Source organism: Thermomonospora echinospora (genome assembly GCF_900108175.1).
Taxonomy (GTDB): domain Bacteria; phylum Actinomycetota; class Actinomycetes; order Streptosporangiales; family Streptosporangiaceae; genus Thermomonospora; species Thermomonospora echinospora.
In genome coordinates this window covers 284,147-301,978 of the sequence record NZ_FNVO01000005.1, presented here as the reverse complement: position 1 = coordinate 301,978, position 17,832 = coordinate 284,147, and the positions used below count along the sequence as shown (strand labels likewise).

The window sequence follows — 17,832 nt, the reverse complement described above, 5'->3', positions numbered from 1 at the left end:
CGTTCAGCCTAGTCGGCGGGCCCCTCGACGGTGGTGCGCAGCCGCCCGTCCGGCAGCCTGATCAGCAGCTCGCCGCCCTTTTCCGCCTCCGCCGCCGACCGCAGCACCGCCCCGTCCGGCCGCTGCACGATGGCGTAGCCGCGGTCCAGCGTGGCGGCGGGGGACAGGGCCAGTAGCCGCGCCCGGGTGTGGGACAACTGGTCGCCGGCCCGGTCCAGGGCGCCCGACAGGCAGCGGCGGGCCCGGTCGCGCAACGCCAGCACCTGCTCGGCCTTGCGCTCGACCTCCCGCACCGGGTCGGCCAGCGCGGGCCGGGACCGCGTCGCCTCCAGCCAGGCCCGCTCCCGCTCCACCCGGCCGGACAGGCAGCGCCGCCCCCGGTCCCGCAACTGCCGGACGAGCTGGACCTGCTCGCGGACGTCCGGGACGACCTTCTTGGCCGCGTCGGTCGGGGTCGAGGCCCGCACGTCGGCGACCAGGTCCAGGATCGGGCTGTCCTGCTCGTGCCCGATCGCGCTGACCACCGGCGTGCGGGCGGCGGCGACGGCGCGGACCAGGGCCTCGTCGGAGAACGGCAGCAGGTCCTCCATGGCCCCGCCGCCCCGGGCGATGATGATCACTTCGACCTGCGGATCGGCGTCCAGCCCGCGCAGCGCCTCCAGCACCTCGCCGACGGCGTGGGAGCCCTGCACGGCGGTGTTCTCGACCCGGAACCGCACGGCCGGCCAGCGGCGCCGCGCGTTCTGCAGCACATCGTGCTCGGCGTCGGAGTCGCGCCCGCAGATCAGCCCGACCGTCCCTGGCAGGAACGGCAGCGGCCGCTTGCGCTCGGGCCGGAACAGCCCCTCGGCGGCCAACACCTGCTTGAGCCGCTCCAGCCGGGCCAGCAGCTCGCCGACGCCGACCGGGCGGACCTCCAGCGCGCTGAGCGAGAAGGTGCCCCGGTTGACCCAGAAGTCCGGCTTGGCGTGGACGACCACCCGGGCGCCGTCGGTCACCGCCGGCCCGGCGGCCTCGAACACCGCGCGGGGGCCGACCACCCGCACCGACATGTTGGCCACCGGGTCACGCAGCGTCAGGTAGACGGTGCCGGCGCGCCGGTTGAGCTCGGTGATCTGGCCCTCCACCCAGATGCGGCCCAGCCTGCCGACCCAGCCGGACACCGCGTTCAGCACGGTCCGCACCGGTACCGGGGACTCGGCCGAGGTCTCCATCGCCATGTCCGGCAGCCTAACCGCGTGACCGGCCCCACGATGAACGCTTAGCAAGGCTAAGTTAGCTTGGCTAAGTATCTAAGAGGTGATCGTGGGCCGCAGCGAGCTGGAACTCGCCGAGGAGTTCAACCTGCGGATGCGCGCGGTGGTGCTGCTGCGCCGGGTTAGCGCCGACCAGCCGGTCACCTCGCAGCAGACGGCGGTGCTGGGCTCGCTGACCGACGGCGGCCCGCCGCGGGCCCGTGGCCGGGCAAGCCGATGCCGGGGACGCGCCGAGCGGCGGCGTTCCCGGCATCGGCTGTCGTCTCAGGCGGTGCCGTTGAGCTTGGCGATGCGGTTCTCGTACTTCAGAAACCGGGGGCTTTGTGACCTGCGGCGATGATCGCGGTTGCCGTCTGACCTGCCGATACGGGTTACCTGGGGATACCGGCGGATACCCGCTATTACCGCGTCGATGTGCCCTCGATGTGCCCCCGGTATCCGCCGGTAAGTCGCCCCGGGGCGGGGCCCGACCAGCCTGCGCACTGGGCCGACATGAGGTTCAATGGAACAGCCCCCGACCCGTCGGGGCCGGGGGCTGTTGCGCAACCAGGGGGACGGTCAGCTGTTCCGGATGCCCTTCAGGAAGCTGCCCAGAGCGGTGCGCGAGACGGCCAGCGCCGGGCCGTCGGGGTCCTTGCTGTCCCGGATCCCGACGGCCTGGCCCAGGTCGGCCACCTCGACGCACGCGTCGTTCCCGCCACCGCTATGGCTGCTCTTGCGCCACTGCGGGCGTGGGCTGGGGAAGTCGCCCATCACATCTCCTTCATGGTGGTGCGGATAAGGTCCGCCGAATCCGACTCGGTCAGCGCGAATTCGGCGATGCGGTCGTACATCAAACTACAAGCTCTGACCTGCGATATGTCCTCCTCGTATCGACTGCCCGCCATGGTCTCCAGGTAGGCGACCGACAGGTCCACCACCGAACTCTCATCGAACTCGAACAAGACCACCCCACCAGTGCCCATCGACGGATAGTCACCCGCCGAGATCGGCACAACCCGGATGGACACGTTCGGGCGCTGGCCGGCGTGCAGCAGCGCGCCGAGCTGGCCACGCATGATCTCCCGGCCACCGACCGGACGACGGATGACCTCTTCAGCCAGCAGCACCTCCAGGCGTGGCGGCTTCTGGCGGGTCAGCATCGCCCGACGGGTGACACGGACCTGGACGCGCCGGTCGATCTCGGCGTCCGACTCGTCGGGGAAGTGGCGGCGGATCAGCGTGCGGGCGTAGTCCTCGGTCTGGAGCAGGCCGGGCACGAGCTGGACCTGCCAGATGCGGATGCGGTCGGCGGCGTACTCAAGTTCGGCGTAGCTCCCGGAGAGCACATCGCCGAAGGACGCCCACCATCCGCGCTGGCGGACGTCGCGGACGAGCTGGAGCAGCGCGAGCTTGACCGCCTGGTCGACGCCGCCGTAGGTCGCCAGGATCGCTTCCACGTCCCCTGTCTTGGGGATCTGCCTTGCCGTCTCCAGCTCGGACAGCTTCGACTGCGGCCAGCCGAGGGCGGTAGCGGCGCGGTCCATGGTCAGACCGTTCGCCTCGCGGAGCTTGCGCAGTTCGGCCGCCAGCCGACGTTGCCGGGTGGTGGGTCCGTGCTCGGTCATGCGAGCACGCTACGCCCGTACCGGTGGGTAGCAATACGGGCACTGAGAAGCGAAGAAAATCGAAACGTTTCTTGTGATCAATGAAGGATTCGTGCATGGTGAAGGGGCAGCCGCACCGGCTCCCGAGAAGGGATCGGCGCGGCTGCCCCTGACACGAAGCGGCCCCGGCCGGTGCGCTATCACCGAGTCCGGGACCTGACCAGGATGGAGGTCCTGGCTGTCATGAATCGTACCGAGGAACGCGCCCCCGTAACGCCCGCACCCTGGACGGTGCACACCACCACCGCCGAGCAGCACCTGGCCGCGATCCGCCGCGACCACCCCCGCGCGGTCGTGTGGCTCGGTGAGGCGACCGGCGCCTGGTGGGCGCTCCCCGCCGGAGCCGACTCCGAGTGCCTGGTGTCCGCCGCCAGCCTGAGCGCGCTGCGCTACGAGCTCGGCGAGTACTACGCCCGGCACCCCCGTTCCCCCCGTCCGGCGCCCGCGCGTCCGACCCAGCGCCGCGCGCCGGCCGGGGCCACCTCCCAGACCCCTCGCCCGGCCCCGGCCCAGCAGCCCCGGCCCGGTGAGGGTGGCGCGGTGGCGCGGTCGACGCCGACCACCGACCCCGTGGCGTCCCGCCCCACCGCGCCCACCAGCCCGACGGACGAGGCCTACGTCCCCCGCCACAGCCGCCGTGCGGAGGGCTGGCCGGTCGAGTCCAGCGCCAGCCCGCCCGCGCAGCCGCACCGCCGCAATGGCATGTGGCGGCTCGGCGAGCGGCTCGGACTCGTCCAGGCGGCGGCATGAGCGACGACGCGCTGGTCTACCGGGTCGACGCCGCGCCACCCGAGCGGTGGTGCGAAGCGGCGATCCACGGCGACCACCCGATTCCCGCTGTGGTGCGAACGCCAGAGCGTGAGCTGTGGTGCGCGATCCACTGGTGGCCGCGCGAGGGCGACCTGAAGCGCGAGGGGTGGACGGTGGAGTACTCGCCGGCTGCTCAGGCGCGGCTCGCGCTCGGTCGGCTCGGCATCGTATAGAGCTGGGGCGGCGGCAGGTACAGCCTCGCGGGGAGGGCCGCCGCCCCTCGAAGCGCGGGCCCGCCGGCTCCCTGGGAGGGGAGGACCGGCGGGCCCGCCCCTTGGAGGTGACCATGGACAGGGATGAGCGCCGCAGGATCTCCGAGCGGGCCGCCGCGTTCGGGGTGTGGCTGGACAACTTGCCGAAGGTCGGCCACCCGGACCACGGTGACCCGGAGATCGCCGAGCGAGCGCTGGCCGCGTTCGAGGAGCGGCGGCCGGGAGCTCGCGGCGAGCAGGACGAGCAGCCCGACGCCTGACCCCCATCGGGCAGGCCGTACCCGATGACGAGCACCTGGAGGTGACCATGAACCACTCGTGGAACTGCGACTACGTCCGATACCCGAACGCCGAGGACAAGGAGTGCCATTGCAACGACTTGTCCATGGTGGATGAGGACGCCTGCCTGGGGTGTGGGAGCAGCGACGGCTGCTCCTGCAACGAGCCCTGATCCCCGGACGCGACGAAGCGGCCCCGCCCCCAGCGAGGGGAGCGGGGCCGCTTCGTGTGAACCGCCCAGCAGTGCCGTGCGTCACAGGTCCGAACCCCTCACCCTGGAGCACCCCCATGAGCGAGCCCACCACCCGCCACCAGAAAGCCGGGGCCATCATCACAGCCGGCATGATCGTCATCCTGGTGGTATGGGCGCTGGCCGCCGGCCGGGACGAGTCCGCCGCCCCACCCCCCGTCGACCTGCCACTCATCACCAGCCCGACACCCTCCCCCACCGAGACCGCTCTAACAGCCCTCAGCGACCGTGAGCGCGCCTTCCTGGAAGAGATGGGGGAAGAGGAGCCCTACACCAGCGAACACAAGGGAACCCTCGGGAACGGGTGGTATGCATGCACCGGCGATGACCGCGACTACCTCGCCGGCGACGAGTTCCCGGACGTGGACGGTCCCCCCACGGCGAAGATCCTGCGCGACAACCCCGACGAATCGTTGTACGAGGCGGCGATCACCCACCTGTGCCCCAAGTACCTGCCGCTGCTGAAGAAGGAGCAGAAGCGCCTGGAGGGCTCTTTCGAGGACGGGACGTGGGAGGTCGGTGAGGACATCAAGCCGGGCACCTACCGCACCGACGGTGGAGTGACCGACTGCTACTGGGAACGGTCGACAGGTGGCGGCGACACGATCGACAACAACTTCGTCACCAACGCTCCGAAGGGCGTGACCGTGACCATCGCACCGAGCGATGGCGGGTTCACCAGCCGGGACTGCGGTCTGTGGTTGCGGGTGGACTGAGAGCAGGAAGACGGCCCCGCCCCCGGGGAATCGGGGCGGGGCCGTTCTGTCGGCAGGGGCTGCTACGGGCGCGGCCCGGCCGGACGGTTCGGCAGGGCGTACACGCCCAGCGCACCCAGCCCGACCAGGACCAGGTCCACGATCTCCGAGGTGGTCAGGGTGTCGTCGCCGATCGCCAGGTTCAGCGCGACGCCGACCGCGGCCAGGGCGGCCACGATGAACTTCGTGTAGGCAGAGACTCGCATCTCGATCTCCTTACTTGTGGACCCGCAGGAGCACGGGCCACGTCTTGGGGCCGACGATCCCGTCAGCCTCGATGCCGCCCCACTCCTGGACGGCCTTGACCGCGCGCTCCACGGTCGCGTCGAACCCGCCCTCGATGCCGCCCACCTCCGGGTGCGAGCGGGCCAGCAGCAAAGAGCGCAGGGTCTGCATGTCCTCGGACGGCTTGGCGCCCTTGCCGAGGGTGGGCAGCTTCTTCACCATGTCCTCCGTCCAGTTCTTCGCGGGGGCGCCCGTGAGGGTGCCGTCCCGGACCAGCCGGTACAGCCGGTCGCCCGGGCAGCTGGTCGAGATGAAGTCGCGGTGGCCGCGGATCCCCGACCCCAGGCCCTTGCCGCGCAGCCACGCCCGCAACTCCTTGAAGGCGCGGATCTGCCCGGCGGTGGGGTCCTCGCCCGGCCCGCTCATGAACGTCACCGACGTCCACGTGGTGTTGCCACCAGGCTGGGCCGCCTGGGCGCGCTGCCAGCCGCGGCCCTCCATGACGATGGAGTGCGGACAGACGGCAAACCCGTAGCCCACGTCAATCCACCCGTTGGCCCGCATGTGGAAGTCGCGGGTCTGGTCCCAGTAGCGGCGGCACGCCGAGTGCGGCTTGCTGGCCAGGCCCTGATTCGAGCCGTCGTAGTGGACGACCAGCCCCGCATCACAGGGGGCAAACGGAGCCGGGGTCGCACCCCAGCCGAACACCGAACGCCGCTCGAACTCCATCAGCCGTCCTCTCGCACACACGTCGTCGTCTCACGCGGGCCACCGGGCGTCATCACGGTCACCTGCTCGCGCCGCCACCCGGGCGGACACGCCGGACCCGGCGGCCCGGACGGGCCCTGCTCGCCAGGCGGCCCAGGCTCACCGCGCGGACCGGCCGGACCCTGCTCGCCCGGGTCACCTTTTGGGCCCGCCGGCCCCGCCTCCCCCTGCTCGCCGCGCTGGCCCGCAACACCCGGCGCCCCGGACGGCCCCGCCGGACCGGCCGGACCCCGCGGCCCCGCATCACCCTGAGCACCGGCCGGGCCGGTCTCCCCAGTCGGACCCTGCTCACCGGGCGGCGGCGTGGGCACCGGCACCCGGGGCTCACCGCCCATCTCCCGCACCTGCTCGGCCAGGGTCGCCCGGTCGCGCTCCAGCTGCCCGATCCGCTGGTCCTGGTCGAGCAGCAGCGACGCGATCACGATCAGGACGAGCGTCGCGCCGGCCGCGATCAGCAGCGGCGGCCCCACCATCCGCGCCCGGCTCATGCCCGGCCCCGGCTGATCACATAGAACTGGAGCAGCATCAGCGCCAGTGGTGCCAGCAGCGCGGTGAAGATGGCGGTGAGGGTCATCCGCCGGTCGGCCGCGCGCTGCCGCTCGGCGTTCTCCCGCTGCTCTCGCTCGGCGTCCAGCCGAGCGGACAGGGCCGCGATGTCGGCCGCGAGCTCGTCATGCTCGCGGCGGGCGCCCTCGACGTGTGCCTGGTAGAGCGCCAGCGGGGTCATGGTGTCGATGCGCGCGGACAGGGCGGCGGACCGCTCGCGGAAGTCCGTCTTCGCATCGGCCAAGCTGCGGGAGAGCTCACCGGTGGTCGGCTCATGCACCGGGCCCCCTCACGGTGCTCATACGGCGACCTCGTACTGGCCCCACATGCGGATCGCGTCGCCGGTGTTCGTCACCACCTGCCCGGCGGGGCTGATGTCCGTCATCCGCTCCAGGGACCCGCCAGTGCCCGACTGGGTGTACAGCGGCACGGAGGCGGCAGCCAGCGGCCCCGCCTGGCCGGGGAAGATCCTGCCGGCCGAGGCGTCCTTGAGAGAGCAGTCGACCCACTGCTCATTGCCGGTCCTGGGCCCGGTCGCCGGGAGCGTCATCGACAAGTTCCCGAGCGCGGACGTCGACGTGGAGCCGTAGACGATCTCGGCGTAGAAGGTGACCAGGCTGCCCCACCTCGCCCACCGGCCCGTCGCGCTGCCGTTGCCGGCGCCGAAGTTCTGGATGCTGCCGAGCAGCTGCGGGGTGTAGGTGGACCACTCGCCGATCTGGATGCTGGAGATCCACCCGGCCGGCGCCGACGACTCGTAGATGCTGAACCGCTTGGTGTCCAGCAGGTACACGCACATGCCGCGCTGTGGGCTGGTGATCGCCGCGTCCCGGGCAGTCCCGCTGGCGAACACCATGACCGTCTGATCCTGGAGGTAGCCCTGGATGAACGGCTCGGTGACCGTGTCCCCAGGCTGCCAGTCCCGCCAGCCAGATCCCATCTCTATCCCCTCCTGCTTGGCAACGGAACCGGACGCCGCCGCGCGGCCCGTAGGGCGGGCGTGCGGCGGATACGGACGTGGTGGCGGCGGTCCAGGCCGGGTGGCGACAGCTGCGGCGGCGGAGCCACCCCGTCCAGCGCCTGCTGAAGCGTCCACCGCGTCCGCCACGTGCTGTCGTCGAACTCGTGCGTGATGCCGCGGATCCACACGTCCCGGGTGATGGGTGCGCCGCCGCCGGGTGGGCGCCGGGTGACGTTGATGCGGTCACCGATCTGCCGGCCCAGAGCGTGCGGGTACAGCCCGGCCGGGTCGGCGGTCGGCTCAACGGCAAGCTCGGTGAACCTCAGCTCCGGGGCACGGGCGAGCGCCAGGACGTACTGGGCGTAGGCCAGCGCCTGCGCGTCGGTCTGCATCACCAGGTCGTCACGTTGGTAGGTGCGCTCGAAGTACTCGGTCACCGACACCGAGTCCAGGGCGTTCTGCTCGGACCCGCCGACCCGCGTGATCCGCACCCGGTTGAACATCGTCTCGTGGTCGGCCGAGATGGCCAGGTTGTGGTAGGTGAGGCCGTCGTCGCCGTCGCTGAACACCGCCTGCGCCAGACGCGAGCGGTCCTCGCTCGTAGCCGCCGCCCGCCCCCGGAAAACGACCCGGCCGCCGCCGTCCACGTACAGCTCGCCCAGCTCGGTGTCAGCGGTCAGCTGGAGCTCAGCGAGCGCGTCACCCTCCAGGGTCGTGGCCTGGACGGTGACGCTGCCCGACCCGATCAGCCGGTCGCCGGGGTCCCAGGCGATCGAGTCGAGGATGCGGCCGATGCGGGTACTGGTGGTGTCGCCGGTGCCGGTGGCCGCCACGGGGATGCGCTTGATGTTGCGCAGCACCTTCATGGCGTCGGTGGCGGTCAGCACCGCCGTGGACCAGCCGGGATCCTCCCAGGTGATGCCCCACTCATCGACGTAGCCGCGGAACAGCTCGTAGTACTCGTCATCCCAGACGGCGCGCACCCGCACGGCCCGCATCGGGCGGACCTGGGTGACGCCGTCGCCGTCGACGTAGGGTCCGGCGGCGTTGGTCGGGTCGAATCGTCTGTCGGAGTTGTCCAGGGCGATCGTGCACGTGCCCGGCTCGTAGCGCACCACCGGCGAGTCGATCCGACCGGAATCGCGGCGGATCGTCCCGGACAGCACCCAGTCGGTGATGTCCGTCCAGACGGGATCCTGGCTGGAGTCGCCGCCACCTCCGGCGGGGGCGATCTTCCCGACGCCGATCAGGCCACGGGTCGGGTCATCGACCGTCAGGTAACTGCTGACCGTGCTGGCCCCGCTGGCAAAGGCGACCTCCACGATCAGGCGCGGCATCTGCGTGAGCCCACCCGCCACCGTCTCGACCACCGCCGAGCCCGCCGTGTACGCCTCTGCCGCCGGTCCGGCGGTGACGTCGGTGACGTTCAGCGGCGGCACCACAGGCCGCGGCCGGAACGCACGCCGCGACGCCGGCCGGTAGACGCCCGGCCGGGACGAGCGGGACGGATAGGAGCGGGCCATGGTCAGCCGCCGATCTCCTCGAAGTACAGCGTGCCCGACACGGTGAAGGAGTCGGCCGGCGTGGCCGCCAGCTCGACGGTGAACCGCTCACCGGGCGACAGGACGATCCGCAGCTCCGGCGGCGGCAGGATGACCAGCGGCGCCCGCACGTTCCAGTTCTCGCTGTGCACCGTCGTGATCGTGCCGCCGCTCATCTTCGTGGTGTTGTTGATCTCGACCGTGGACCCGGCCGCCGCGAACCCGGACTGCAGCCGGGCCGGGGTCGCCGTGCCGCCGCCCGACCCGGACGTGGTCGCGCTGGACCCGCGGCGCAGCAGCACCGACAGGCTCTCCTCCTGGGCGTCGCCCACCTCCGTGGACTGCGACAGCACCACCTGGTGGATCACCACGGCCCGGGTGGACGGGGCGGTCAGCTCGAACAGGTCCTGCTGAGCCGTGACGGCCACGCCGGTGAACACGGCGGTGTACATCATTCCGAGACTCATTGCGGCCTCCTCAGCCGTTGGAGATGACGGCGGTGACCGTGGTGTCCGCATCACCGTTCAGGGTGGTCAGGTTCGCCCGCAGGTATCGGGCGGCGCTGCTGAAGGTCACCTGCTGGCAGCCCGCGCCGGGCAGCGCCAGCGTCTCGGCCAGCGCCCAGTCCGTCGTGTTGTGCGAGACCTCCAGGGCCACCTGTACGTCGGTCACTGCCGTGCCGGCGACGGTCACGATTGCGGTGTGCAGCCGGTAGGTGGTGGCCTCGCAGTCCACCACCGCCCCCGGCCCCGGAGTGGCGGCGGCGTCCAGGGACGTGCCAACGACGATTGCCATGAGTCACCTCACGAGTAGGGGGCGAAGCCGCCGGGCGGCGGACGGAACAGGGGACGCCCCAGCCACGACCACGAGCGGGCGCAGCAGGATCGTCCAGGTCAGGACGTTGGCGGTGGACACGGTCCCGGTCCACGCGCCCGGGGTGACGGTGGTGGCGCCGCCGGTGCCGGTCAGCAGGTCGGCCATGGCCAGCGACACCGACCCGCCCAGCCCGATCGGCGTCGGCTGCGCCCGGATCGTGTACCCGGCCGGCGCGGTGTAGGACGGGGTGGAGTCGGTGACCCGCTCGGACACCATGGCCACGGCCACCACCCCGGCCATGGTGGCGCTCGCCGACGGCGAGGCATGCGAGGTGCCCGCGGTGTTCTCGTCGCGCACGGCGTAGGCGTCGATCGGCGTCGCGGTGTCCACGCCGGACCAGACGATCAGGACCGCGGACTGCTTGTTGAGGGTGTCGTGCGTCAGGGTGATCGTGCCCGACTCGCTGCCGTCGCACGGCCGCCAGTAGACGCGGGAGGCGTGGTTGCCGCTGTCGGCGGTGACCGCGTCCAGCAGCGTCCACCCGGCCGGCGGCGTCCACACCGCGGTCGACAGGCCCGACCAGCCCAGCAGCGCCACATGCCCGCTGGACACCGCCGGCCACGTCAGGGGCAACGTGGTGGAGTTGACCGCGTTCGCGGTCGCGGCGACGAAGGCGACGGCCATCACGCCACCCGCACAAACCCGGACGGCAGCCGCACTCTGACCGTGCTCCCGTTCGTTTCCACGTCCACCGAGTGGAAGGTCAGCGGCACGATCTCCTCATCGGTGCTGGCCGCCGCCGGCCGGTAGCAGATCAGCAGCTTGCCCACCGCGTTGTTGTGGGCGCCGCCCGCCGACGGCCACACGATGACATCGACGCTGCCGTCCGCAGTGCCCGCGTCGTCGTCCACCACCCAGGCGACCCCGGCCAGGACCTGCCGCACGTAGCCGGTGAAGTCACATTCAGCGTTCCCTCCGGACAGCACCGACGCCAGGGTGTCGTGATCGGCCAGCACGCTGTCGTCCTCCAGCCCATCGGCCTGGAGGAGCACACCGACCAGCACGTCATCGGCGGCCGGCAGCCCGGCATAGTGGCCGACCCGGCCCTTGGCCACGGTGAACACGCCGTCACTGCCGCTCATGGGAGCTGCCCTCCCTTGGACTTGTAGGCGCGCAATGCCTCGGCGAACTGGCGACCCTTCTCGACCAGGTTGCGGTCATCGGCAAAGCGCAGCTCCAGCCGCTCGATCGTGATGGTCGTCCCGCCGGCGGCGCTGGCGGCGGGGTGCACCGTCCCGCCGACGCGGGGCACGACGACTTCCGGGCCCATCTCGCCCACCAGGTACGGCAGGCCAGCCGATATGGGGCCGCCGTGCGCGCGGCGCCGGGACGGGTTGCCGATGACCTGGGCGAGGCGGGCCATCTCCCGTTCGGCGCGCAGTGCCATGGGGGTGGTGGCCAGCTCACCCAGCCGCTTGACCGGGCCGCCGGCGTAGAAGGCCGCCTTTGGCCACCGCCAGTCGTAGCCGCTGGAGGCTGCCCGTTCGCGCACGTGCGCGCCGGTGTAGGGCGCCTCGATGATGTAGCCCGGCCGGTTGCTGGCGATCACCACGTGGCCCATGTGGGGGAAGCCCAGCGCGCCGGGCTTCGGCGTACCGATCGCCACGCTGTTGGGGTGCTGGCTGTAGGTGGTGCCGCCGATGGAGATGCCGCGGCCCTTCCACCAGGCGTACTCGGTGAGACCTGAGCAGTCGAAGCCGAACGTCCGGGCGCCGCGGCCGATGCCGTAGGACGGGCCGCCCTTTCCGCCACCACCCCAGCTGTACGGGTAGCCAATCATCGACCGGGCCGCGGCAACCACACCGCCGCCCGACATCATGTACTTCTTCCACTGGCGGCCCATCTCCCGGCCGATCGAGGCGACCAGCCCGGTCATGCCCTCCCAGATCGGCTCGGTGATGATGTCGGCCGCCCGCTGCGGAGACACCCGCGCAGAGGTCATGTTGACCGGGCCGCCCTTGGCGTAGCCCTTCAGGTGCCCGGCTAGCGCCGCCTTCCGCAGCCGGAACATCGCCTCGTGTCCGCCGGCGGCGGCGACCTCCCTCGTGGTCCAGACGTGCTCGTCCGGCATCAGCAACGCCGGAACGCTGTCCTTGCCGGGCTCGGCGCCGGACACCAGCGGCACGGCACCCCCGGCCGCCATGCCCGGGAACTTCGCCCCCGGGTGCGCGCCGCCAACGCTCCAGTTGCCCTTGCCGTGGACGAGGATGTCGACCTTGCGGTCCTTCATCTGCTTCAGCTCGTCCCAGAGCCGCTCAGCAGCAGCGCGGCCGATCCTCATCGACTCGGCCATCCGCAGGAACGACCGCCGGGAGATGTCGGTGACGCCGGTGACGTTGCCCGTGCTGCGGGCCAGCGCGTCCACCAGCTTGCGCAGCTCGGTGTTGCGGCCGGCCAGCGCGTACAGCACCGGCAGCTGCCGGCGCACGGCGGCGGTGCCCTGCTCGGTGGTCCCGTTCTGTTCGACGTTGGCCTGATACAGCCGCCACACGGTGTCGATCTGCTGGACGAGGTTCTGTTGCAGCTGGCGGGACGCCTCGCCGCTGCCGTTCATCCGGGCCTTGGCCTTGGACAGCTGCTCCGACAGCTGCGCGTACCCGTCCTTCAGCTGAAGGTTGGCGTTGATCGCGGCGATGGCCGGACCAAGCTCGGCGTTGTACGCGCTGGTCAGCGCCTGCGTCCGCTGCTCAGCCGTGCTCGTATTGTCGGCCAGGATCTTCATCGTCTGCGACAGACGCCACGACGGGTCGTTGGCCTGCTGGGCCGCGCTGCGGTAGGCGCCCAGCTTCAGCACGGCCTCCTGCGTCAGGTTCCCCGACTTGTCCAGGCTCGCCGCCAGGTCCACGCCCGCCGCATCGGCCAGCCGCTTGGCCGCGTCCTGGGAGATCCCGAACGTGGACGCCACCTGGGCGATGGCACCGTTCAGCTTGCGGACATGCCCGTCCGCGAACGCGATCTTGTCGGCGAGGTCCTGCTGGCCGGAGGACAGGATCCGCACCTTGCCCGTCGAGGTGTCGACCCAGGCCTCCATCTCGCGCCCGCCGATGTTGACCTTCCGCAGCGCGACGTCGGCGCCGCCCACCGCCTGGGTGAACTGGGTCCGGAGCACACCGGCCCAGGTCTGGAAGCCCTCGACGTTGTTGCCGAACGCCCGGTACGTCGACCGGAGCGAGTCGGCCATCTTCTCCGTCTCGGACTTGGCCGTCAGCGTCTTGACCGCGAGGAAGCCCAGCGCCGCTCCGGCCGCGATGTACAGGCCGGGCCCGGCCGCGGCGGCGAGGTTCAGCGCCTTCTGCCCGCGGGACAGGTTCTGGGTGGGGGCGGCGGCCTCCCGCATCCGGGTGGCCATGCCCCCGACGCCACCGACCATCGCAGTGAGGGGGCCGCGCAGCAGCAGCGTGGTAACGGCCATCTGCGCCAGCGCCGGATTCCAGGACGCCGCGGCGTTCACCGCCGACAGCGTGCCGTTGGCCAGCTGCAACATGCTCAGGCCCAGCGGCGCCATGTCCTGCACCGTCTGGAGAGCGATCTCACCAGTGGTGGTGGCCGCCTGCCCCAGCTGGTCCATCGCCTCCGGGCCGGTCTCCGCGGCGAACTGTACGAACGAGGCGACCTCGGGACCGGTGGCGAAAGCGCCCAGCCGATCGACCAGGCTGTCCACGCCGATCGCGCCGGCGTCCGCGAGCTTGGTGAACTCCGGCAACAGGTCGGTGGCGTCGTCCATCACCTGGTTGAAGATGGCCAGGGCCTGCGGCTCATAGGAGGCCGCGAGCTCCTGGAACTCGCCCCGCAGGTCCCGCAGCCCGGCAGCACTGACCCGCTGCGTACTGCTCAGGTCCTCCCAACTGCCGACCAGGTCTTCCTGCGCCTCGACCACGCCCATGATCGCCGGGCGCGCGACGGCGGCGAAGCCCAGGAAGGAGGCGCCGGCGGCGGCGATCGGCCCGGCCAGCGCGCCGGCCGCGGCGCCCATGGCGGCCATCTGCCCGTCGAGCTTCTCGGCGTCCTCGCCCATGCGCCGCATCACCTGCGACAGCTGGTCGCGGCCGATGAAGTCGAATTGGACTCTGCGCCGCTCGTCAGCCACCTGGCGTCACCTCCTCCCTTTCGCGCGCCCGGTCGATGCCGGTGATCAGCCCGGAGAACGTCGGCGGGTCGACGTCCCACACGGTGACGACGGTCAGCCCGTACCACCGCCAGAGGTCGGCGGCGTAGTGGACGACCTGGGCTCTGAGCCCTCCTCGGCTGCGGGGCCAGATGTTGAGCTCGTGGCGTCGTCGAGGGGGCGGGAGGGAGTCGTCGGCGTGCCGGTACCTTTTCCCTCGCTCTCGGCAGGGTCGTCCGGCGCCGGGTCGAGGATGGTCTCCAGCTGGGTGGGGTCCAGGTCGACGTCCTCGAACGGGGTGAGGATGCCGTCCCGCCGATGCAGCAGATGGACCATCATGAGCGCCGCCTTGATGCCCGCGGTCGTCAGCCCGGTCATCGCCGAGTTGAGCGCCTCGCGGTACTCGGCCGGCTCCATGCCGAGGGTCTCCTGGACGTACAGCAGCTCACGCAGGGTCGGCTGTCCGTTCCACTCCCATTTGTGGGAGGTCTCCGGGCAGCCGGCGACGAGGCACTTATGGGAGATGATGATCATTCGGGGGTGTCCGTTTCTCGGGCGACGCGGTCGACGTACTCATCGACGATCCGGCGCAGGTCCCGCTGCACGCGGGGGATGTGCGGGCGGATCGTCGGGAAGAACACCGGGTGGCTCTGCTGCTGCTTCCACTCGTCCCGTCCCCAGTTCGGGGACCGCCAGCGAGGTAGCACGCCCTCCCGGTACTTCGGCAGGCTCTTCTGCTTGTCCGGGAAATGCCGCGGGTCGATGCGCAGGCGCACGCCGACCCGCGGCCCGGCCAGGGACGCCTTGGTCTGGACGCCGCGCGCCATCGCATCGCGCAGCCCCCGCGGCCGGGCCTGGCGGGCGGACTCGGTCCGCTGGTCGCCGGTCCGCGATGGGCTACCGCGCAGCGCCGACCGCAGCTGGGGAACGATCGGCTTCACGCTGCCGCGCATCTCCTTGAGCATGTCCCGCGACAGGTCCCGGCGCCCGGCCGCGCGGAAGTCGCGGCCGAGCTCGCGCAGGTCGCTGTGCCGGACGTGCACCTCCATGGCGTCTCAGACCGTCGTGTCGGTGGAGACGTACCGGAACTGGTAGGGGGCGTTCGTCTCGTCGTCGTACACCTCGAACTCCGTGCTCATCCGCACGAGGCCGGGCCCGTTGACGCTGGGGGCCGCCTCCTTCATCGTGATCGCGGGCCCGATGAACGACAGCTCGAAGGGGTTGCCACCGCCGGCGTCGCCGAACGCGAAGACGAGCTCGAGCGGGATGGAGTCGGCCGACTTGAACACGTCGTACAGCTCAGCCTTGCTGAACTCGGCGTCGAGGCTGCCGGTCAGCGTGGGGTAGTCGTTCTCCAGCGGCTCGCTCTTGCGGCCGCTGTTGCCGATGCCGTACCGCTCGTCGGCCATCGGGTTCTCACCCTTGATGCTGATGGAGTTGATGACGGTGGTGACCGCGCTGCCGCCCGACACCGACATCTCACCGCTGGACGTGGACGCGGTGCCGCCGAGCTTCAGCGACGCGTGCGAGAAGTTGTACAGCCCCGCCCCGCTGGCGTAGGACGCGGCGGCCAGGCCAGTCGAGGTGCTCTCCTCCCGGCCCGACCAGTTCGTGCTGAGCTTGACGTGCTCGCCGTCGGAGACGGACAGCTCCCAGGACAGGCACTTGCAGCCCAGGTAAGTGAACGGGCGCACAGTGCCCGTACCCGGCTCCGGCCGCCCCACCTGCCACGTCAGCGACTTGCCGACGTGGTCGCCGGGGGTGTGGATCTGCTTGTAGGCCGTGGTGCTCGCGATCTGCGTTGCCGTCGCGCTGGACCCGATCATGTGCTTCAGCAGCAGACCCAGACCCTTGGACGGCGCCTTCAGGTCGACCTTGCCCTTCACGTCGAACCGGGAGATCGACAGACGGCTGGACCGCTTGTACTTCCTGCCGGCGCGGATCCCCTCACCCTCCAACCAGGTGGGGGTCTCCCGCAGGTCCTCCTCGTCGAACTCCAGGAACCGGGACGGCACGACTCCCGTTCCATAGACGCTCTCAGCCGCGAACCCCAGCTGCGCGTCCAGACCCGACCGGGTTCCCATCAGCTCTCACCTTCGCTCTTCTTCTTGGCGGGAGCGTCCTCCCACAGGCCCTCCGGCCACACCGGTGCCGGGTCCATCTGGGCGATGTCGGCGGGCACCTCGATGACGTCGTTTCGCTTGACGTTGCCGAGCGACCGGCCGCCGATGACCACGTCGTGGCCCATGTCCTTGCCGTCCGGGCCCGGGTTCACCGGCCCGACGAACTTCTTGCGCATGCCTCTCTCCTTCAGGAGCGGACCGGGACGTTGATCGTGAAGACGATCGCCGCCGCAGTGCCCTTGTCGTTGGCGACGTACCGCAGCGCCTGGTCCGTGATGGCAGCCGCCCCACCCGTCGTGAAACCCCCCAGACCCGGGTCGGCGCGCAGGCCGGCCTCGATCGCGGTGAGCATCGCGTAGGCCGCCTGCCGGCGGGTGCGGGGCCCGTCCTCGGTGTTGCCGGTCGAACTGCCGACGGCGCAGATCACGTCGATCGACTCGTCACGGATCCGTGCGCCCAGGCCCTTCCACATCTGGGTGGAACGGGCGGCGTCCTCCTCCTCCGAGACGGCACCGTCGCCACCGACCACCGCCCAGTCGCCGGGGGGCCAGGCGATCAGGAACCCGTCGACCACCGTTGCAGCGGGTAGCGCCGCCTCGAATAGGGCATACAGCCGGTCGATCGCGTCGGGAACCTTGCTGGCCATCAGGCGATCCCTCCGACCGGCTCGCCGAGCAGCTCCAGCGCCCTGCGCGGGATGCTGTAGGAGTACCGCGGGTCGTAGTCGTCGGCGCCTTGGTCGAATGGGCCCCGGGCGGCCGGGCGCTGCGTCTCCCACAGGTGCTGCACGATGATGAGGGCGGCCAGCCGGTAGTCGGCCAGGTCGGCGGCCACCGCGGCGATGTCCGCCGCCTGCCCGGCCGTGTACACCACCTGCACGCTCTGATAGCCGGCCTCGAACGGCGTTGGGCTGGTGCCGACCAGGCGGGTCAGCACCCCGGCCCGCAGGTCGACCGTGTAGCCGTCAGCGGCCAGCGCGGTGCCGGTGTCGGTCACCGAGGTGATCGACACCACCGGGAGAGTGCTGAGCAGCAGCTGGGAGCGGCCGCCGTCGAAGGTGTCGGTGACCGTGCGGTGGATGACTGCGCCGACATACTTCTCCACCACCCGGGAGGCCGCCGAGACGTAGCCGGCCAGCTCGGTGTCCGACGTGGAGTCGGACATGTTGAGCTGGGCCTTGGCGTCGGTCGTCGAGATGATGTCGAGCGCCCCCACGGGTCAGTCCTTGGCCGTGGTGCTCTTGGGGCGGGTGCGGCGCCGCGGCGGGTCCGTCTCGCGCAGGGTCGCGTCCTGGTCGGGCGGGGTGTGGCCGCGCAGCTTCAGCTGCTCGTCCACGGCCGCCACCCGGTCGTCCAGGCCGCGCTGCACGTAGCCGGCGCGCTCGCGCAGCAGCGCGGCGACCATCGGGTCTTCGGTCTGCGGCTCGTCGGCCATCGTTCCTCCGTTCCTCCTCACGGCGCCGGGGCCCGCGGTGCGGGC

The 17,832-nt window shown here is 71.3% G+C and carries 27 protein-coding genes; 6 read left to right on the top strand and 21 right to left on the bottom strand.

What is annotated here, in order from left to right:
* Positions 1-8: 8 nt before the first annotated feature.
* Positions 9-1,220 carry an exodeoxyribonuclease VII large subunit gene (xseA, locus tag C4U03_RS14535; protein ID WP_103938274.1) on the bottom strand — a complete coding sequence of 404 codons (1,212 nt, stop codon included), beginning with the start codon at positions 1,218-1,220 and terminating at the stop codon, positions 9-11.
* An 85-nt stretch (positions 1,221-1,305) separates the two neighbouring features.
* Here xseA and C4U03_RS14530 point away from each other — a divergent pair, with 85 nt between their 5' ends.
* The gene (locus C4U03_RS14530) at positions 1,306-1,596 is read left to right on the top strand and encodes a hypothetical protein (RefSeq protein WP_103938273.1); all 291 of its coding nucleotides are present in this window, start codon (positions 1,306-1,308) and stop codon (positions 1,594-1,596) included.
* Positions 1,597-1,814: 218 nt separating this feature from the next.
* On the opposite strand, the gene C4U03_RS14525 is transcribed toward C4U03_RS14530, so the two are convergent.
* Positions 1,815-2,009, bottom strand: a complete 195-nt coding sequence (locus C4U03_RS14525) for a DUF397 domain-containing protein (protein WP_103938272.1) — start codon at positions 2,007-2,009, stop codon at positions 1,815-1,817.
* Complete coding sequence (locus tag C4U03_RS14520) at positions 2,009-2,863, bottom strand: helix-turn-helix domain-containing protein (RefSeq protein WP_103938271.1); 855 nt, start codon at positions 2,861-2,863, stop codon at positions 2,009-2,011. The genes C4U03_RS14525 and C4U03_RS14520 overlap by 1 nt, the downstream gene beginning before the upstream one ends.
* A 222-nt stretch (positions 2,864-3,085) precedes the next feature.
* On the opposite strand from C4U03_RS14520, the gene C4U03_RS14515 reads away from it, so the two are divergent.
* The 5 genes from C4U03_RS14515 to C4U03_RS14500 all read left to right on the top strand — a co-directional run bounded on the left by C4U03_RS14515 (position 3,086) and on the right by C4U03_RS14500 (position 5,169).
* The gene (locus C4U03_RS14515) at positions 3,086-3,652 is read left to right on the top strand and encodes a hypothetical protein (protein WP_146087382.1); all 567 of its coding nucleotides are present in this window, start codon (positions 3,086-3,088) and stop codon (positions 3,650-3,652) included.
* Positions 3,649-3,885, top strand: a complete 237-nt coding sequence (locus tag C4U03_RS14510; RefSeq protein ID WP_103938269.1) for a hypothetical protein — start codon at positions 3,649-3,651, stop codon at positions 3,883-3,885. The genes C4U03_RS14515 and C4U03_RS14510 overlap by 4 nt, the downstream gene beginning before the upstream one ends.
* Before the next feature lie 113 nt (positions 3,886-3,998).
* Positions 3,999-4,184 (top strand): hypothetical protein, encoded by a 186-nt coding sequence (locus C4U03_RS14505; protein ID WP_146087381.1) that lies wholly within the window; start codon positions 3,999-4,001, stop codon positions 4,182-4,184.
* Positions 4,185-4,231: 47 nt separating this feature from the next.
* Positions 4,232-4,375: a hypothetical protein gene (locus C4U03_RS40420; RefSeq protein WP_160146986.1), complete on the top strand. Its 144-nt coding sequence runs from the start codon at positions 4,232-4,234 to the stop codon at positions 4,373-4,375.
* Positions 4,376-4,491: 116 nt separating this feature from the next.
* Positions 4,492-5,169 carry a hypothetical protein gene (locus C4U03_RS14500; protein ID WP_103938267.1) on the top strand — a complete coding sequence of 226 codons (678 nt, stop codon included), beginning with the start codon at positions 4,492-4,494 and terminating at the stop codon, positions 5,167-5,169.
* A 62-nt stretch (positions 5,170-5,231) separates the two neighbouring features.
* On the opposite strand, the gene C4U03_RS14495 is transcribed toward C4U03_RS14500, so the two are convergent.
* The 18 genes from C4U03_RS14495 to C4U03_RS14410 all read right to left on the bottom strand — a co-directional run bounded on the left by C4U03_RS14495 (position 5,232) and on the right by C4U03_RS14410 (position 17,787).
* On the bottom strand, positions 5,232-5,414 hold the full coding sequence (locus tag C4U03_RS14495; protein ID WP_103938266.1) for a hypothetical protein: 183 nt from the start codon (positions 5,412-5,414) through the stop codon (positions 5,232-5,234).
* A gap of 10 nt (positions 5,415-5,424) precedes the next feature.
* The gene (locus C4U03_RS14490; protein ID WP_103938265.1) at positions 5,425-6,162 is read right to left on the bottom strand and encodes a peptidoglycan recognition protein family protein; all 738 of its coding nucleotides are present in this window, start codon (positions 6,160-6,162) and stop codon (positions 5,425-5,427) included.
* Entirely contained in the window at positions 6,162-6,689 is a 528-nt protein-coding gene (locus tag C4U03_RS42825; RefSeq protein WP_200827234.1) for a collagen-like protein, read from the bottom strand. The genes C4U03_RS14490 and C4U03_RS42825 overlap by 1 nt, the downstream gene beginning before the upstream one ends.
* On the bottom strand, positions 6,686-7,027 hold the full coding sequence (locus C4U03_RS14480; protein WP_103938264.1) for a hypothetical protein: 342 nt from the start codon (positions 7,025-7,027) through the stop codon (positions 6,686-6,688). The genes C4U03_RS42825 and C4U03_RS14480 overlap by 4 nt, the downstream gene beginning before the upstream one ends.
* 18 nt (positions 7,028-7,045) lie before the next feature.
* Positions 7,046-7,687, bottom strand: a complete 642-nt coding sequence (locus C4U03_RS14475) for a hypothetical protein (protein WP_103938263.1) — start codon at positions 7,685-7,687, stop codon at positions 7,046-7,048.
* Positions 7,688-7,689: 2 nt separating this feature from the next.
* The gene (locus tag C4U03_RS14470) at positions 7,690-9,231 is read right to left on the bottom strand and encodes a hypothetical protein (RefSeq protein WP_103938262.1); all 1,542 of its coding nucleotides are present in this window, start codon (positions 9,229-9,231) and stop codon (positions 7,690-7,692) included.
* Positions 9,232-9,233: 2 nt separating this feature from the next.
* Complete coding sequence (locus C4U03_RS14465) at positions 9,234-9,716, bottom strand: hypothetical protein (protein ID WP_146087380.1); 483 nt, start codon at positions 9,714-9,716, stop codon at positions 9,234-9,236.
* 10 nt (positions 9,717-9,726) lie between these two features.
* Positions 9,727-10,044 carry a hypothetical protein gene (locus tag C4U03_RS14460; RefSeq protein WP_103938260.1) on the bottom strand — a complete coding sequence of 106 codons (318 nt, stop codon included), beginning with the start codon at positions 10,042-10,044 and terminating at the stop codon, positions 9,727-9,729.
* A gap of 3 nt (positions 10,045-10,047) precedes the next feature.
* Positions 10,048-10,749 (bottom strand): hypothetical protein, encoded by a 702-nt coding sequence (locus tag C4U03_RS14455; RefSeq protein WP_103938259.1) that lies wholly within the window; start codon positions 10,747-10,749, stop codon positions 10,048-10,050.
* Positions 10,749-11,207 carry a hypothetical protein gene (locus C4U03_RS14450; protein WP_103938258.1) on the bottom strand — a complete coding sequence of 153 codons (459 nt, stop codon included), beginning with the start codon at positions 11,205-11,207 and terminating at the stop codon, positions 10,749-10,751. Before C4U03_RS14450 ends, C4U03_RS14455 begins: the two co-directional genes overlap by 1 nt.
* The gene (locus C4U03_RS14445; RefSeq protein WP_103938257.1) at positions 11,204-14,212 is read right to left on the bottom strand and encodes an NlpC/P60 family protein; all 3,009 of its coding nucleotides are present in this window, start codon (positions 14,210-14,212) and stop codon (positions 11,204-11,206) included. The genes C4U03_RS14450 and C4U03_RS14445 overlap by 4 nt, the downstream gene beginning before the upstream one ends.
* Before the next feature lie 93 nt (positions 14,213-14,305).
* A complete protein-coding gene (locus C4U03_RS14440; RefSeq protein WP_103938256.1) occupies positions 14,306-14,764 on the bottom strand; it encodes a hypothetical protein in 459 nt (152 codons plus the stop codon).
* A complete protein-coding gene (locus tag C4U03_RS14435) occupies positions 14,761-15,279 on the bottom strand; it encodes a hypothetical protein (RefSeq protein ID WP_103938255.1) in 519 nt (172 codons plus the stop codon). The genes C4U03_RS14440 and C4U03_RS14435 overlap by 4 nt, the downstream gene beginning before the upstream one ends.
* A gap of 6 nt (positions 15,280-15,285) precedes the next feature.
* Entirely contained in the window at positions 15,286-16,314 is a 1,029-nt protein-coding gene (locus tag C4U03_RS14430) for a phage tail tube protein (RefSeq protein WP_103938254.1), read from the bottom strand.
* Complete coding sequence (locus C4U03_RS14425; RefSeq protein ID WP_103938253.1) at positions 16,314-16,529, bottom strand: hypothetical protein; 216 nt, start codon at positions 16,527-16,529, stop codon at positions 16,314-16,316. The genes C4U03_RS14430 and C4U03_RS14425 overlap by 1 nt, the downstream gene beginning before the upstream one ends.
* Positions 16,530-16,540: 11 nt before the next feature.
* Positions 16,541-16,999, bottom strand: coding sequence for a hypothetical protein (locus tag C4U03_RS14420; protein WP_103938252.1), 459 nt, complete (start codon positions 16,997-16,999; stop codon positions 16,541-16,543).
* A complete protein-coding gene (locus tag C4U03_RS40415; RefSeq protein ID WP_160146985.1) occupies positions 16,999-17,568 on the bottom strand; it encodes a hypothetical protein in 570 nt (189 codons plus the stop codon). The genes C4U03_RS14420 and C4U03_RS40415 overlap by 1 nt, the downstream gene beginning before the upstream one ends.
* 3 nt (positions 17,569-17,571) lie before the next feature.
* Positions 17,572-17,787: a hypothetical protein gene (locus tag C4U03_RS14410; RefSeq protein ID WP_103938250.1), complete on the bottom strand. Its 216-nt coding sequence runs from the start codon at positions 17,785-17,787 to the stop codon at positions 17,572-17,574.
* Positions 17,788-17,832: the final 45 nt, after the last annotated feature.